18 protein-coding genes and 1 other annotated feature are annotated in these 16620 nt (G+C 26.3%); of the genes, 9 read left to right on the top strand and 9 right to left on the bottom strand.

The genetic code is table 11. From position 1 onward, the window contains the following. Positions 1–29 precede the first annotated feature (29 nt). Complete coding sequence (locus I4U66_RS07940; RefSeq protein ID WP_195928700.1) at positions 30–173, top strand: hypothetical protein; 144 nt, start codon at positions 30–32, stop codon at positions 171–173. Between the two features lie 129 nt (positions 174–302). Here I4U66_RS07940 and I4U66_RS07945 read toward each other — a convergent pair whose 3' ends face one another. Next, complete coding sequence (locus I4U66_RS07945) at positions 303–728, bottom strand: DMT family transporter (RefSeq protein ID WP_092924886.1); 426 nt, start codon at positions 726–728, stop codon at positions 303–305. A 152-nt stretch (positions 729–880) separates the two neighbouring features. On the opposite strand from I4U66_RS07945, the gene I4U66_RS07950 reads away from it, so the two are divergent. After that, positions 881–1438, top strand: coding sequence for a DUF308 domain-containing protein (locus I4U66_RS07950; RefSeq protein WP_092924884.1), 558 nt, complete (start codon positions 881–883; stop codon positions 1436–1438). Positions 1439–1512: 74 nt separating this feature from the next. Here I4U66_RS07950 and I4U66_RS07955 read toward each other — a convergent pair whose 3' ends face one another. Further along, on the bottom strand, positions 1513–2811 hold the full coding sequence (locus tag I4U66_RS07955) for a VanW family protein (RefSeq protein ID WP_092924882.1): 1299 nt from the start codon (positions 2809–2811) through the stop codon (positions 1513–1515). Positions 2812–2990: 179 nt separating this feature from the next. Here I4U66_RS07955 and I4U66_RS07960 point away from each other — a divergent pair, with 179 nt between their 5' ends. Next, complete coding sequence (locus tag I4U66_RS07960; RefSeq protein ID WP_195928701.1) at positions 2991–3932, top strand: TIGR01212 family radical SAM protein; 942 nt, start codon at positions 2991–2993, stop codon at positions 3930–3932. Positions 3933–4012: 80 nt separating this feature from the next. On the opposite strand, the gene I4U66_RS07965 is transcribed toward I4U66_RS07960, so the two are convergent. The 4 genes from I4U66_RS07965 to I4U66_RS07980 are packed head-to-tail and all read right to left on the bottom strand — an operon-like array spanning position 4013 to position 7415. Next, on the bottom strand, positions 4013–4573 hold the full coding sequence (locus I4U66_RS07965; RefSeq protein ID WP_092924879.1) for a DJ-1 family glyoxalase III: 561 nt from the start codon (positions 4571–4573) through the stop codon (positions 4013–4015). 16 nt (positions 4574–4589) lie between these two features. After that, positions 4590–5369: an HAD family hydrolase gene (locus I4U66_RS07970; protein WP_195928703.1), complete on the bottom strand. Its 780-nt coding sequence runs from the start codon at positions 5367–5369 to the stop codon at positions 4590–4592. A gap of 8 nt (positions 5370–5377) precedes the next feature. Beyond that, positions 5378–6616 (bottom strand): competence/damage-inducible protein A, encoded by a 1239-nt coding sequence (locus I4U66_RS07975; protein WP_195928705.1) that lies wholly within the window; start codon positions 6614–6616, stop codon positions 5378–5380. Between the two features lie 34 nt (positions 6617–6650). Next, entirely contained in the window at positions 6651–7415 is a 765-nt protein-coding gene (locus tag I4U66_RS07980; protein WP_195237401.1) for a sugar phosphate isomerase/epimerase family protein, read from the bottom strand. A 317-nt stretch (positions 7416–7732) separates the two neighbouring features. Here I4U66_RS07980 and I4U66_RS07985 point away from each other — a divergent pair, with 317 nt between their 5' ends. The 3 genes from I4U66_RS07985 to I4U66_RS07995 all read left to right on the top strand — a co-directional run bounded on the left by I4U66_RS07985 (position 7733) and on the right by I4U66_RS07995 (position 12199). Beyond that, on the top strand, positions 7733–9643 hold the full coding sequence (locus tag I4U66_RS07985) for an ABC-F family ATP-binding cassette domain-containing protein (protein WP_195237400.1): 1911 nt from the start codon (positions 7733–7735) through the stop codon (positions 9641–9643). 94 nt (positions 9644–9737) lie between these two features. After that, positions 9738–9953 (top strand) — a binding site (T-box leader). Between the two features lie 55 nt (positions 9954–10008). Then, positions 10009–11379, top strand: a complete 1371-nt coding sequence (locus tag I4U66_RS07990) for a YjiH family protein (protein ID WP_240275671.1) — start codon at positions 10009–10011, stop codon at positions 11377–11379. A gap of 184 nt (positions 11380–11563) precedes the next feature. After that, positions 11564–12199 carry an isochorismatase family cysteine hydrolase gene (locus I4U66_RS07995; RefSeq protein WP_092924870.1) on the top strand — a complete coding sequence of 212 codons (636 nt, stop codon included), beginning with the start codon at positions 11564–11566 and terminating at the stop codon, positions 12197–12199. A gap of 69 nt (positions 12200–12268) precedes the next feature. Here the strand turns inward: I4U66_RS07995 and I4U66_RS08000 are convergent, their stop codons facing one another. Next, entirely contained in the window at positions 12269–12844 is a 576-nt protein-coding gene (locus I4U66_RS08000; protein ID WP_092924868.1) for a DUF3867 domain-containing protein, read from the bottom strand. A gap of 266 nt (positions 12845–13110) precedes the next feature. Here I4U66_RS08000 and I4U66_RS08005 point away from each other — a divergent pair, with 266 nt between their 5' ends. Next, a complete protein-coding gene (locus I4U66_RS08005; protein WP_092924866.1) occupies positions 13111–13458 on the top strand; it encodes a RidA family protein in 348 nt (115 codons plus the stop codon). Positions 13459–13497: 39 nt separating this feature from the next. Here the strand turns inward: I4U66_RS08005 and glpK are convergent, their stop codons facing one another. After that, positions 13498–15003 (bottom strand): glycerol kinase GlpK, encoded by a 1506-nt coding sequence (gene glpK / locus I4U66_RS08010; protein WP_092924864.1) that lies wholly within the window; start codon positions 15001–15003, stop codon positions 13498–13500. A gap of 302 nt (positions 15004–15305) precedes the next feature. Here glpK and I4U66_RS08015 point away from each other — a divergent pair, with 302 nt between their 5' ends. Continuing rightward, positions 15306–15758 (top strand): hypothetical protein, encoded by a 453-nt coding sequence (locus I4U66_RS08015; RefSeq protein ID WP_092924862.1) that lies wholly within the window; start codon positions 15306–15308, stop codon positions 15756–15758. A 27-nt stretch (positions 15759–15785) separates the two neighbouring features. Here I4U66_RS08015 and I4U66_RS08020 read toward each other — a convergent pair whose 3' ends face one another. Next, the gene (locus tag I4U66_RS08020) at positions 15786–16043 is read right to left on the bottom strand and encodes a TIGR03905 family TSCPD domain-containing protein (protein WP_166505750.1); all 258 of its coding nucleotides are present in this window, start codon (positions 16041–16043) and stop codon (positions 15786–15788) included. A gap of 279 nt (positions 16044–16322) precedes the next feature. Here I4U66_RS08020 and I4U66_RS08025 point away from each other — a divergent pair, with 279 nt between their 5' ends. Continuing rightward, positions 16323–16619: a hypothetical protein gene (locus I4U66_RS08025; protein WP_092924858.1), complete on the top strand. Its 297-nt coding sequence runs from the start codon at positions 16323–16325 to the stop codon at positions 16617–16619. Position 16620: the final 1 nt, after the last annotated feature.

Genomic DNA, 16620 nt, shown 5'->3' on the forward strand with positions numbered 1-16620 from the left:
TAATTGAATAAATTTTTATGGAGGTATTTATGAATAATCAATCTTTCAATACAAACTATAAAATAGCAAATGTATCTAAGGATGAAGAAAAACCAATAAAAAAAATAGAGGAAGAATTAAGAAATATAACTAAAAAAGATTTTGTTATTATAGCTTGGGAAAAAGAACAATAGATATATAATACCTTATTATTTTAAAGAATAAATTTATCTAAAAATTAATAAAGCTATAAATATATAATTTTATATACTTATAGCTTTATTATTCTTAATTAAGTTTTTATTTTTAAATTTATATTTAGATTAACTTAATATAAAAAAAGTACCAATAACAAGAAGTATTGCTCCTATGTATTTATAAAGATGTATACTTTCTTTTAAAAGAGTAGAGTCTATAAAAAAACCTATTAGCATCTGGGATACTACTATAAGTGTTAATGTATTAGATACACCTAAACTTGGAACTGATTTTACTGTGAAATATATAATTAACCCACCAAGTATACCACCTATTAATAGTTTAGGATTTATACTATTTATATTAGCTAAATCCTTAAAATCTCCAGCTAATAATATACTTATTAAAAAAAATAATGCTCCTACTACTAAACTTATAAATGTAGCTATTAATGCAGTTGTATTTTTTCCAAGTTCTCCATTTACAAATGCTTCTATTGCTGTAGAAACTCCTGCTAATATAGCAAATAAAACTGCCCCTAAATTCCCCACTATATCCCTCCTTTAAATGTTCTCTATTTAATCTATGATATAGCTTGTCTATTGATGCTTACTTACAATTTATTTTTCACTATTTAATAAATATCTATTTTTTGTTATAATTACTTTAAATTTATATAAAATAATGTTAGAGGTGACAATCTATGTTTCAAATGTTTAATATAAACTTTAGTAACATGTATAAAAAAGAAAACTCGGCTAAGTTTATGATTATAGGAGTATTACTTATAGGCTTTGGTGTTTTATCTTTTATAAATAAAGGAATCGGAATTAAACTACTTTCTTTTGCTTTTTCTTTATTACTTTTATTTTTTGCATACTTAAATTTAAAGAATATAAATGAACTTAGAAGATATGCTCCTAAAGAGGAAATTAAACCTTTTATTGGTATACAATGTATACTTTTGATTTCTGCCATATTATTGATAGTATTCCCTACTAAAATTCAAATTTTTATCTCCTCAATATTTGGAATATATATAATATATTCTCAAATAATAAACTTAATTAGAAATAAAAATAACCCTTACTATAGATTCGGTACTTTTAATTTAATTAAAGTCATATTTGGATTTATATTAATATTTTCACCATTTTTCTTATCTAGATTTATAGTTTCTATATTATCATTAATATTGATACTTATAGGTTTTAGTATATTATCAGTAGGTAATAAATTAAAAAATATTGACATATTATAAAAATTTAATGTGATTATATTATAAATAAAGTTGATTAAATTTTATAATTAAAAAGAGGAGACATTCTCCTCTTTTTATCTATATACACTAGTATCTATATGTTTTTCATATACTTTTTTCCCTTTCTCATTATATCCATACAAATACGTATTAGCTACTTTTCCACTAGAATATCCTACAGCTTCATACTCTATTCCATCTAAAGCTTTTTCATTTGACCAAAATTCTATAGTTAATAAGTTATTACTTGTTTTAGTATTTATAACTATTGGATATTCTAAAGTATTTTTAAACTTATAATCTATACTCCCTGTAGCTAATGTAGCATCTAATCCTCTTGGCACATAGCTAACTGGCTTTGAATGGTTTCTTCTCTCTGTAGGTAGTATTCCAGACTTTAATTGAGTATTATATAACGTTGATGAAACTTGACATACACCACCACCAATTCCATCTTTTAAATCTCCATTTATTATTACAGGTGCATTTTTATATCCATTTTCTCTATCTATTGGTCCCAAAGCTTTTTCATATGAAAATTCTTCTCCTGGCATAAGTAATAAATCATCTATTTTTTTTGCTGCAACTTCTATATTATCTCCTCTTCCTCCACCTGATGCATATGAAGTTGAGTATGATGATATCTTATGATTAATATTCTTTAAACTATTTATTTTTATTGTAGGCAGTTCATTTATTTCTTTACAGTTTATAACCATGTCCTCTCTGTATATATTTTCATTATTAATGTTATATAAAATATTTTTTACAAGTCTATTTAAATCTAATCTTTTACCAGTTTTACCTTCTTTCAATTTTACAACTTCATTGTCTATAATTACTTTAGGTTCTAGTGGCTTTTTAGAATTTTCTTTATCTATAATATATCCACATCTTACTATCTTATCTTCATTTATATCTATGTTAAACTTATAATTTTTTTCTTTGTTTTTTATTATAGTCATAAATTTTTCTAATATATTTTTATTTTTATTTTCATTAACTATATCTTCATATAATTTATCTGTATTATAATTTGATACAATGTCATTCATACTAAGTACATATGTATTTTTTTTTATTTTTATTTTCACCTCTTTTTCATTTATTTCTTTTTTTAATACCTCTAACTTTTCTCTTAGTTCATTATAATTCATTCCAGATATGTCTTCTTGGTATATACTAACTCCTGGGTAAACTCTTTTGTCATACTTAGCTACAACTATATTTATGCACACACATAATGATATAACAAAAAAAACTATGATTATTATACATTGTTTTTTAGTTATACCATTTATTTTGCTTTTTATAGTATTTAAGCATTCTTTTATTATCTCTTTATATGATTTTTCTTCTTTATTACTACTCATTTTTGCCCCCCTAATACTTTGTTAATAAATATTATTAAAGAGATGTTATTTGTATTCTAAATTTTATGTAACAGTATTGTAATTCTTATTTTTAGACTAGTTATTCTAGTTTGTACATATACTTTTTTTATGGTAATATAGATAGATATAAATTATATTGATTAGAAAAGGTGATAAATTTGACGAAGTTTAAATATGCTTTTGATAATAAAAGATACCATACATGGAATTATTATCTTAGAAATACATTTGGCGAGAAAGTTTTCAAAGTTTCTATAAATGCAGGTTTTACTTGTCCTAATATAGATGGTAAGGTTTCTTATGGTGGATGTACTTATTGTAGTAAAGAAGGTTCTGGAGATTTCGCTGGAAATCCAAAGGATAATCTTATAAAACAGTTTAATGATATAAAAGAAATGATGCATAAAAAATGGCCATCAGCTAAATATATAGGATACTTCCAAGCATATACTAATACTTATGCTCCTTTAGAGGTTTTAAAGGAAAAATATGAAACAATATTAGAGCTTGATGATGTCATAGGTCTTTCTATATCTACAAGACCTGATTGTCTTCCTGATGATGTTGTTAATTATTTAGATGAGTTAAATCAAAAGACTAACCTTTGGGTTGAGTTAGGGCTTCAAACTATTCATGATAAAACATCTAAACTTATAAATAGAGGTCATGATTATGAAGAATTTTTAAAAGGTGTTGAAAAGTTAAAAGCTAGAAATATAAAAGTTGTCGTTCATATAATAAATGGACTTCCTGGAGAAGATTATGATATGATGATGGAAACTGCTAAAGCAGTTGCAAATATGGGTGTTGATGGTATAAAAATACACCTTCTTCATGTAATAAAAGATACGCCTATGGAAAAAATGCTTCAAAATGGCATGCTTAATCTAATGGATAAAGATGAATATATAAAACTTGTATGTGATCAACTAGAAATACTTCCTGATACTATGATAGTTCATAGATTAACAGGTGACGGTAAAAGAGATGAACTTGTCGGGCCTTTATGGAGTTTAAAAAAATGGGAAGTGCTAAATGATATAGATGCAGAACTAAAAAGACGTGACTCTTATCAAGGTATTAAATTTAATAATAAATAAAATTGTAGATATTTATTTACTAAAAAAAGGATATGTAAACTTGCTTTAGCAAGTTTACATATCCTTTTTAAATATTTTTGTTAAGCATTTTTATTATAAAAATTAACTAACATTTCCTCTCTTATTTCTTTCGCTTTTTCTTCATACCCTAATGCTTTAAGTAGTTCTAAAGAAAACTCAATAGCTGTTGCTGGTCCTCTACTAGTTATTATATTTTCATCTCTTACTACTATTTCTTCTACATAAGATACACTAGATTTATCCTTTATAAATCCTGGATAAGATGTACACTTTCTGTTTTTTAATACTTCAAATTCTTCTAATGTTTCTGGTGCTGCACATATTGCTGCTACTATTTTACCTGATTTATGTAACTTTTGTACAAAATCTTTAACTCTTTCGTCTTTTAAATTTGTAGCACCTGGTAAACCACCTGGAAGCACTATGGCATCATACTCATTAACATTTATATCATCTATACTGCAATCTGATTTTAAAACTATATCATGAGTTCCTCTTACGTATTCTTTTTTTATTGAGCACATATCACATACAACATTTGCTCTTCTTAATACATCTACCACTGATATTGCCTCTATTTCTTCAAATCCATCTGCTAACATAACTAATACCTTTTTCATTATTTAATCCTCCTTCTTATTTACAATTTATGTCATTTATTGTTTTTATAGCTTCAGCTACACTATCTACAATATAGTTTGCATGTTCTTTTACGCTATCGCTAGAATTTTTCATTGCAAAACTATATTTTACTCCACTTAGCATATTTATGTCATTAGGAGAATCACCTATAGTAGCTATTTCATCTTCTTTTATTCCTAAAGATTTACATATATACTCTATACCCTTTCTCTTAGATACATTTTTAGGAGTAATATTTAATGTATTTTCTGATGAAAAATATATATCTAATACTTCATTAAACTCTGCTTTTAAGTCTATTTCTATTTTGCTTAGTTCCTCTATATTTTCTGATACTACACCTATATTTCCTATTAGATTATCAAAACTTTTTCTATGGATAAATTCTTTATCAAGGATATAATTATTAGTATACTTACTAAATACATTACATTCTTCGCATAGTATTACAGTTTGATTATACTTAAAATATAATTTTGCATCATTTGACTCAAATCTGGCTATAACTTTTCTAACTATCTCATCATCTATAGTACCCTTAAATACTAATTCTTTATCTTTATTATAAATATAAGATCCATTTTCGCATATATAGTAACCTTTTATTTCAATCTGATTATCTATAATATTTAATGCATGTGGAAATATTCTACCTGTTGCTATGTTAAATACTACATCTTCCTTCTGAACTTTATTTATCTCATAAATATCTCTATCATCTATATGTCCATTATATAAAGTTCCATCTAAATCACAAAATATATACTTTATCATATGTCCTCCTAAGATAGCTCTAATAATTTTAGTCTTAATTCATTGAGTATAGTTTTAGTAGCCCTTAACCTTATCATTTGTCTATCACCATTAAAAATTTGACCTATAGCATATGTTTTACCATTTATATATATACCCATATATACAAGTCCTACCGGTTTTTTTTCACTTCCTCCATCAGGACCTGCAATACCTGTTGTTGATATTCCGATATTAGTATTAAATTTACTTGCTATGCCATAAGCCATCTCTTTTGCTGTCTCTTCACTTACTGCTCCATATTTATCTAAAGTTTCTTTTTTAACACCTAACCTTTCTCTCTTAGCTTCATTTGAGTATGTAACACATCCTTCAACGAAAACTTTAGATATTCCTGGGTAATTTATAAGAGTTGAACTTACCATACCACCAGTACAAGATTCTGCTACTGATATGGTCATATTTTTATCTATTAACATATTAGCTATAACATCTTCTAAATTTATGTCTCCTACTACATATATGCAATTTCCAAGCCTTTCTTTGATTTTATCTACAAAAGGTTCTATTAAACTACTTGCTTCATTTTTAGTTTTAGCTTTTGCTGTTATTCTAAGACTAACTTCTCCTTCTTTTACATATGGCGCTATTGTTGGATTATTTTGTTCTTTTATGATATCTATTAAATTTTTTTCTACCAAAGACTCTCCCATACCAAGTATTTTTATATTCTTTGACATTAATACACTTTTAGTTTTATCTTGTAGATATGGCTTAACAAATTCCTCAAACATAGGCTTCATTTCCTTAGGCGGTCCTGGAAGTATTATTATAATTTTATTATTATTTTTTAGTATTGCACCTGGTGCTGTACCATTTTTATTCTCTAGTACCATAGCATTTTCTGGGAAATAAGCTTGTTTTTTATTACTATCACTTATCTCTATATTCATCTTTTTAAAATATTTTTCTATATTTTGAAGTGATGGCTTATGAAGTACTGGTGTTTGATTAAAAAATTTACAAGCCACCTCTTTAGTTATATCATCGCTAGTTGGACCAAGTCCTCCTGTAGTTATAACAATATCACTTCTACCTAAACTTTCCTCAAATGATTTTAAAAGTCTTTCTTCATTGTCTCCTACACTACTTTGGTAGTATACATCTACTCCTATACTTGCTAATTCTTTTGCTAAATATTGAGAATTAGTATTTATTATATCCCCAAGAAGTATTTCTGTTCCTACTGTTATTATTTCAGCTTTCATCTTCATCACCCTGACCAGTTTTGTTTTATTAATACTATAATAATCCATTTTTTTTAAGTATTTCTAAAGAATTTATTAGTTCATTTGTATCAACTATTTCTAAAGATATACTTGAATTTTTTAAATTTTTGTTTATGTATTTTATAAGTTCTATTATATTTATATTACCACTTTCTATACTACTGTGGCTATCTTTTGACCCATAATTATTGTGTATATGAAAGTGCTTAATTCTATCTCCCAATCCTTCTAACCATTCATTAACACTTATATTAGAAAATACATTTACATGACCTATATCTAAGCATACTGAAAAATTTTTATGATTTACATTATCAACTAACTCTTTTATAAAAAGATAATCTTCTTCCATAGTGTTTTCTATATGTATGTCTATATTGTCATCTTTATCTGCTAAAAAATCATTCCAAAAGGTTATTGCATTATTAAGCCATTCTTCCTTAGTGTATGTATTTGGTGTATATCCATTATGATATACTATTTTTTTAGCACCTAGTTCTTTAGCTATACTATACCCTTCATTTAATCTTTTTTTAGTTACTTTTACTATATCTCTATCTCTGCTTCCTACAGATAAATCTGCATAAGGTCCATGTATTGATATATTAGTTTTTCCATATATATCTTTTATTTCATCTTTATATGTTTGTAAATACATGTCTTTATCATCAAGTATATAAGGACTTGCAAATTGAACAACTTCTAATCCCACATTGTATTTTTTAATAATTTTAAGTATCTTTTGTGTTTCGTCTAATTGTGATATATATATATCCATCGCTTATCCCCCATTTTCTATTTAAAATACCTTAGTATATTTAACACTTATAAGATATAATATAATTATGTTTTTCTCAAATTATATTATATGCATTTTAAGTTTCACTTCTTTATATAGATTATACTCTATTATTTTTACATGTAAAATTAATTTAGTTAATAACTATTTACCTCATCATGTAATTTATATAGATTATTTTTGGTTTTAATGTCTATATTTAATAGTTTATTAAACATGCATAAATATAATCTCTTATATAGATTTATTTAAATAAAAAATCTATTATCAAAATTAATATGAATTTAGGTGATTTTATGAATTTAATGACTTTAGAAAATATATGTAAAAGTTATTCGGAAAAAACATTGCTAGAAAATATATCCTTTGGTATTAATGAAGGAGAAAAAATAGGTATTATAGGTGTTAATGGTACTGGTAAATCTACATTACTCAAAATAATAGCAGGAGTTGAAGTTCCAGATAGTGGTACTGTTACTAAAGCTAATAGAGTTAGAGTTGAATATCTACCTCAAAATCCTGACTACAATGAAGAGTTCACTGTATTGCAGCAAGTATTTAAAGGTACATCTAGCGAAATGAAACTTTTATTAGAATATCAAGAAACTCTTGATAAACTTAATAAAGCTTACAATGAAGATATAAACAATAAGCTAATATCTCTACAAGAAAAAATAGATACGCTTGGTCTTTGGGATTTAGAAAGTGAAGCTAAGATGATTTTAACAAAACTTGGCATAACTAATTTTAGTCAAAAGGTAAAAGAGCTATCTGGTGGTCAAAGAAAAAGAATATCACTAGCTTCAGCACTTATAACTCCTTGTGATTTATTAATACTTGATGAACCTACTAACCACTTAGATAATGAAACTATCGATTATTTAGAAGAATATCTAAATTCTAGACGTGGGTCACTAGTAATGATAACTCACGATAGATATTTCTTAGATAGAGTTTCTAATAGAATAATTGAATTAGATAAAGGTAGATTATTTAGTTATGATGGTAACTACTCTTTATTCTTAGAAAAAAAGATGGAAAGACTTGCACTTGAAGCTAGTATGGAAGAAAAGCGTCAAAATTTAATGAGAAAGGAACTTGCATGGGTTAGACGTGGTGCTAAAGCTCGTACTACTAAGCAAAAAGCTAGACTTCAACGTTTTGACGACTTAGTTAATCAAGACATTATAAAACCAGATGAGCAAATGGATATATCTGTTGGTTCTACTAGACTTGGTAATAAAATAATAGAAATACACAATATATCTAAGTCTTTTGATGGTAAATGCCTTATAAATAACTTAGACTATACTCTAGCTCGTACTGATAGAATAGGTATTGTTGGTAAAAATGGTATGGGTAAATCAACATTAATTAATATATTAAATGGTAAATTAAGACCCGATAGCGGTCATATAGAAGTTGGTGAAACTGTTAAAATTGGATGTTTCTCACAAGATGACTCTCACATGCATCCTGATATGAGAGCTATAGATTATGTTAAAGAAGGAAGTGATTATATAGAAACTTCTGATGGAAGTAAAATATCAGCCTCTCAAATGTGTGAAAGATTTTTATTTAACTCAACACTTCAGTATAGTTTAATAAATAAATTATCTGGTGGAGAAAGACGTAGACTTCATCTACTTAGAACCCTAATGACTGCACCTAACGTACTATTATTAGACGAACCTACGAACGATTTAGATATAGAAACACTAAATAGACTAGAAGATTATTTAGATGAATTTAGAGGTGTTGTTATAACAGTATCTCATGATAGATACTTCTTAGATAGAATATGTAATAAAATATTTGCATATGAAGGTATGGGAAATATTCATATATATACTGGTAACTATAGTGATTATCAGGTTTATAAGGAAGTACAAGGTATAGAATTTGAAGATGAAAAAATTATAAAAGAAAACTCTACTCCTAAGAAAGAAAAACCTAAATCAGCCAAAAAACTTAAGTTCTCATATAACGAACAAAGAGAGTTCGAAACTATAGATTCTGATATAGAAAAATTAGAACAAAAAATCGAACAATTAGAAAGTGATTCTACTAAATATGCAACTGACTTTGTTAAACTTCAAGAAGTTCTTGATGAAAAAGCTAATCTTGAAAAAGAACTAGAATTTAAATATGAGAGATGGGAATATTTAAATAATCTAGCCGAAGAAATAGAAAATAGCAAAAACTAATTATTAATAAAAATTTTCTAAATATTTTAATTTTACGAAATAAAATTGTTGACATTTAAAATTATTTATTTTAAGATTATAGAAAATAAATAATATAAATTCAATGAAAAAGAGAGTACATTAAATGAATTTTATAGAGAGCCGAGGATGGTGGAAGCTTGGCATTGAAGTTTAATCGAAGAGAGCTTTGGAGAAGATTATCTGAAACTAAGTATGGTAATCGGGATATCTCACCTTACGAGACTTAAGTGAGTAATATATGCGCATATATTATTAATAAGAGTGGTAACGCGGAATTTTCGTCTCTTGGTCTTTTGACCAAGGGACTTTTTTAATATTTAAATTTAATTTAGGAGGTTTGATTTATGCAAGGAAATTTAGTAGGTTCTACATCGAAAAGTAGTTTTTTTAAATTTTTAATACCGTCATTATTTGGTTTATTATTATTTGTTATTCCACTACCTTATGGTAGTATGATTCCTTTAGAAGGATTATCTTCTATAAATATTGGGATAGGATTTATTGCTGAGCTTATAAAAATAGTTTTTGCTGATTATATGTTAAACATAGCCTTAGTTGTTATTATTACTTCTGCTATTTTATCTATATTGAGTAAATTTATAAATATAAAAAATGAGTTTTTAAATAGTGTTTTAAATGTCTCTCCATTTTGGCTATTATGTAGAATACTTGGTGCTATATTTATAACTATGACTTTATTTAATGTAGGTCCTAAAGTTATAATATCTGATGTTACTGGTCAAACAATAATAGGACTTTTACCAAGTCTTCTTGCAATATTTTTAGTATCAGGTTTCTTCTTACCTTTAGTGGTTGACTTTGGTCTTATGGATTTACTTGGAACTTTAATATCTAAATTTATGTATAAATTATTTAAAGTTCCTGGTCGTGCTGCTGTAGATGCTGTTTCTTCTTGGCTAGGAGATGGTACTTTAGGAGTTATGATTACTAGCACTCAGTATAAACAAGGTTATTACACTACTAAAGAAGCTGTTATAATATCTGTTTGTTTCTCTTTAGTGTCACTGCCATTTTCTACAGTTATAGCAGATCAACTTGGGCTTATGTCAATGTTTGTACCATTTTATGGAACAGTTTGTATTGCATCACTAGCTTGTGCACTTATAATGCCTCGTATATATCCATTAAATAAGTTTAGTGATTCTACTTATAACGGAGTGGCTCATTTAAAGGAAGAATTAGTTCCTAGTGGTAAAAATGTTTTTGAATTTGCTTTTGAAAAAGCTTTATATAGAGCAGAAAATGCACCTTCTTTTAATACTATTATAATACAAGGAATAAAAACTGTTATAGACATGTACTTAGGATTACTTCCTTTAGTTATGGCTTGGGGGACATTAGCACTTATAGCTGCAGAGTTTACACCAGTATTTAATATAATATCTTTACCAATAGTTTATGTATTAAACTTATTACAAATACCTGATGCTCATATAGCAGCTCCTGCTGTATTAGTCGGATTTACAGATATGTTTTTACCATCTATTATGGTATCTGGGGATGGAGTTAGCCAAATAACTCAATTTATAATAGGTGCTTTATCTATAAGTCAATTAATATTTTTAACTGAAACTGGAGCTGTAATATTAAAATCAGATATACCATTAAACCTAAAAGATTTATTTATTATCTTCTTAATACGTACAGCTATAGCACTACCAATTATAACTTTAATAGCTAATCTATTATTCTAAATTAGTATCAATTTATATATAAAGTGCATAATATATATTAAGAGGAATGTATTTGACCTTTTAGCAGATAACTAATTCCTCTAAAGAGCTATCTTCAACTTTGAAGATAGCTCTTTTATGTCTTGACACCTGTATTATATATATGTAAAATAACTATAATTAGTTTATATATAAGGGGTGTATTATGGAAAATCTATTAAATGAATTAAAATCTATTAAAAACAATATTGATAACATTAAATCTAAAAATATTAATGATTTAAATCTAAATGAAACTGAGTTATTTATAGTTGACATGAATAATGGATTTGCAAAAGGTGGTTCCCTTTATTCACCTAGGATAAATGCTTTGATAAATCCTATTTATAATTTTACAAAATATTTATCTAATAAAGTGTCTGATATAACTGCCTTTACAGATTGTCATACTACTGATTCTATAGAACTTTTAAGTTATCCTCCTCACTGTATGGTAGATAGTTTTGAAAGTGATATAATAGATGAACTTAAGTCTATAGAAAACATCAAAGTTATTCCGAAAAACTCTACTAATGCCTTTTTCACATTAAAAGATATAAATTTTTCAAATACTAAAAATATAATAGTTGTAGGGGATTGTACAGATATATGTGTATATCAATTTGCAATAACGTTAAAGTCATACTTTAATCAAAATAATATAAGTAAAAATATTATAGTTCCTATTGATTTAGTAGATACATATGATAGCGAAGTTCATCCTGCAAATCTTCTAAACATGGTATTTTTAAATAGTATGCTACAAAATGGAATAGAAGTTGTAAAAACTATAAATTATTAATAAAAAAGTGTATGATTAAGTAAAATTAATCATACACTTTTTTTATTATGAGATGAAGCGAATTTTTTATTAATAATCATACTCTGTACAATTTTCACAAAGTACTACTTTTATTTTATTATTAAATACATTTTTATATCCTAGTAAAAATTCATTTAACTCAGCATCAACTAAATTTATTTTCTTACTACTACATAATGTAACTTTTTCTTTATCTATTATAACTTCTATATCATTTGTATCATTTTTTATATAAGTAGTTACACAACCTTTAGTTTGTATTTTATTAGCATATTTTTCATAAAATGATGTTGTATTCTTTATAGAATTTATACTCTCTTCACTAATATTAGACATGTCTAAATTTGCTGGATCTATTCCAAAATTTTTAAGTTGATCTTCTACTTCTTGAGGATTCATACCATATCTTTCCATAAATTTTTTTTGTATATTCATAAACTTCTCATAAGATATATTATTATCCTTCATATAATCAAATATCTTCTTAGAAAATTCAGCCATTGTCATACTTCCATCCATTACTGAAAAATATAAATTATATATATACTGTTCAAACTTATCTACATCAGAATCTTTAGCCTTGTTTTTTAAATTGTTAAAATCTATCACTCTATCGTCAGACATATTTATCCTCCTTTAAAAATCTTTACTTGTATATGATTATAACATATTTATATAGTTTTAAATTATTATTTATATAATATATTTGACCAATTTCAATAAATAAAAACTCTCCATTTATTATTTAACTTATCATCATATACATCTTATGTTTATCTATATTAGAATTGGAATTTATTTCACTTAATTGTTTAATAATTTTACTTTATATGATATATTTTTATATGTAATGTGATTTATTGGAATATTTTTAACTTGGAGGTAAAATTATGGAAATAAAAAGATTTGAAACAACTGAAAGAATGAGTAAAGCTGTTGTTCACAATAATACTCTTTACTTATGTGGTCAAGTTCATGCTGAAGGTGATATAAAGGAGCAAACAGCTAAAGTATTAGAGAAAATAGAAGATTTATTAAACAAGTATGGTTCAGATAAAAATCATATGTTATCAGTTACTATATATATAAAAGATATGAAAGATTTTGCTGATATGAACTCTGTTTGGGATGCTTGGATTGAAGAAGGATTTGCTCCAGCTAGAGCATGTGTTGAAGCTAAGATGGCTAGAGAATGTCTTCTTGTTGAGATGAGTGTTGTAGCTGCTATAAAGGAGTAATATAACATAAATAAAAAAGATGGTTTGATACCATCTTTTTTATTCCTCTTCTTCTTCCCACTCCATAGCTCTTTTTACAGCTTTTTTCCAGGTTTTATATAATTTCTCCTTTTTGCATTTATCCATTTTAGGAGTAAACTCTTTATCAACTCCCCACTTAACCTTTATATCATTCTTACTTTTATAAAATCCTACCGAAAGTCCTGCCAGATAAGCAGCTCCTAGTGCTGTTGTTTCTATAACCTTTGGTCTATCTATATTTACATCTAATATATCTGATTGAAATTGCATTAAAAAATTATTGCTACTTGCTCCTCCATCTACCTTTAAAAACTTAAGATTTATATTTGAATCTTGTTCCATAGCATTTAATACATCTTTAGTTTGATATGCTATAGATTCTAAAGTAGCTCTTATTATATGTTCTTTTTTAGCTCCTCTACTTAAACCTACAATGGTTCCTCTAGCATACATATCCCAGTAAGGTGCTCCAAGACCTGTAAATGCCGGAACAACATATACTCCATTGGTATCATCAACCTTTGATGCATAACTTTCACTATCCTTAGCTTCTTTTATCATTCTTAATTCATCTCTAAGCCACTGAATAGAGGCACCTCCCATAAATATACTTCCCTCTAATGCATAAGTAATTTTATTGTCTATCCCCCAAGCTATAGTTGTTATTAAACCATTTCTAGATTTAACTATTTCTTCACCTATGTTCATAAGTAAAAAACAACCTGTACCATAAGTATTTTTTGCACTTCCCTTTTCAAAACATGTTTGTCCAAACAACGCAGCTTGTTGATCCCCTGCACATCCTGATATTGGAATTTCTGCACCTGCCATCATCATAGAATCAGTGTGTCCATATACATAACTAGATGGGTATACATTTGGGAGCATTGATTTTGGTATATCAAGTTCTTTTAATATATCTTCATCCCACTTTAGCTCTTTTATATTATACATCATAGTTCTCGATGCATTAGAGTAATCTGTAGCATGAACTTTTCCCCTAGTTAAATTCCATATAAGCCAAGTGTCAACAGTTCCAAATAGTAATTCACCATTATTTGCTTTTTTTCTCGCGCCTTCTACATTGTCTAATATCCATTTTACTTTAGTAGCTGAAAAATAAGCATCTATTAAAAGACCTGTTTTATCTTTTATTATTTCTTCTAATCCTTTGTCTTTTAATTCTTTACATATATCTGATGTTCTTCTACACTGCCAAACTATTGCATTATATATAGGTTTTCCTGTATTTTTATCCCATACTATAGTAGTTTCTCTTTGATTAGTTATTCCTATTGCAGCAATTTCTTCCGGTCTTATACCCTTAGTTTCTATTACTTCTCTCATTACCCCACTTTGAGTTCCCCATATTTCCATAGGATCATGTTCTACCCATCCAGATTGTTTATATATTTGAGTAAATTCTTTTTGCGATTTACTTACTATTTCTCCATTTTCATCAAACAATATAGCTCTTGAACTTGTTGTGCCTTGATCTAGAGATATTATATATTTCTTTTCCATATTAATCTCCTTACTTTATTAATGAATATATACATATATATTACCACAATAAACAAAATAGCTAAATTATATTATTAAAGAATGAGATTATGTTAATTTATACTACTATATATATTTATCAAGTTTTTATAACTCATTTATTTCCTTTTTTTTAATTATATGATAAAATAATTAATATATTTTGCTTTGCTTGAATATAAATTTTAATAACAAACTTGTACATAATATAAATGTAATGACCTTTAAGTTTCAAGCATGACATCGTTATTATATCTAATATTAATTAAATTAGGAGGATTAATATGGGCTTAAAAGACAAATTCGCAGAATCATTTGCTAGATCAAAAACAATGACTGGCCCTGAAAAAAGAGCTAATGAAATAATGGGCAAACTACTTATGAAAAAAGCTATAATTCCTATTGTTTTAATGGTTATCATTATGATAGTTGGTATGGTTGCTAAGATAAATGGTTGGGCTATACTTGCAGTTAACTTATTAGTTGCTCTTGGGACTTACTTCTACATAAAAAAAGCTGGGGAAAAATATCAAAACTTCAAGCCTTATGTTGGTAACTTAATCAGTCTAGAGAAAAAAGGTAAAAATGAGTACGTAGCTATAATAAAACAAGGTAAAATGCCAGTAAAATTAGAAATAAACTATGGTGGAGAAGACCTTGCTGGACTTAAGAAAAATCAATTAGTTCAAGTTAGTTACAATCCTGATGCTAAAATAGCTATAGTTGTAACTAAGTAATAAAAAAGTCTTCGTTAGAAGACTTTTTTATTTATTATAAACATATTTCTTATATATTTTAAGTGCTTTAGCTAATTGATCAGGGCAAGATGTTCCTCTATTCTTACATGGTATATCTTCAAGATTTTTTATTATATCATCAATATCTTTACCTTCAACTAGATGCTTTATTCCTATAGTATTTCCACTACATCCACCCTCGAAAACTACGTCTTTTAATATATTCCCTTCAATATCCATTAATATAGACTTTGAACATACACCTTTAGTATAATATCTATACATACTTATCCCACCTTAATATATTTTATAAATTAATTTCTTAATTAATATATATACTAATTAAACAATAAATATTTCATATATTTTTTTTATATAGATATAATAATGGTAGTATTTGATTAATTTGTATGCTTTAATTTATTTATAGATTGAATTTGAAAGGATGTGTTTATTATTTCAAAAGAATTTCTTGATAAATATTTTAAATTTTTATTCTTATTTTTTTGGCCTATAGTTTGGTACGACTATGTTTCTATTGCTGCTATGAGGATTGAAATATTTATGTTTCTATTATTTTTAACAGCATCTATAGTTTATATAATAATGATTCTAAAATCTATTAATAAAATAGAAGATATAGATGTATTATATAGAATAACTACAATCTTAGCATTTATACTATTTTTATGTAGCTATTTATTATTCTCTAAAAACAGAATATTACTTATTTTTAAACTAATATTTTTATTTATATACTTTTATGTTTCTTGCATAAAAAATTTTAAATACAATGAAAATGAAGGTGTCGTTGGAATGCTATCATCACTTTTACTTATAACTATTACTTTTTCATATTAAT

It is taken from the genome of Romboutsia sp. D33t1_170424_H2 (assembly GCF_015669105.1).
GTDB lineage: Bacteria > Bacillota > Clostridia > Peptostreptococcales > Peptostreptococcaceae > Romboutsia_C > Romboutsia_C hominis.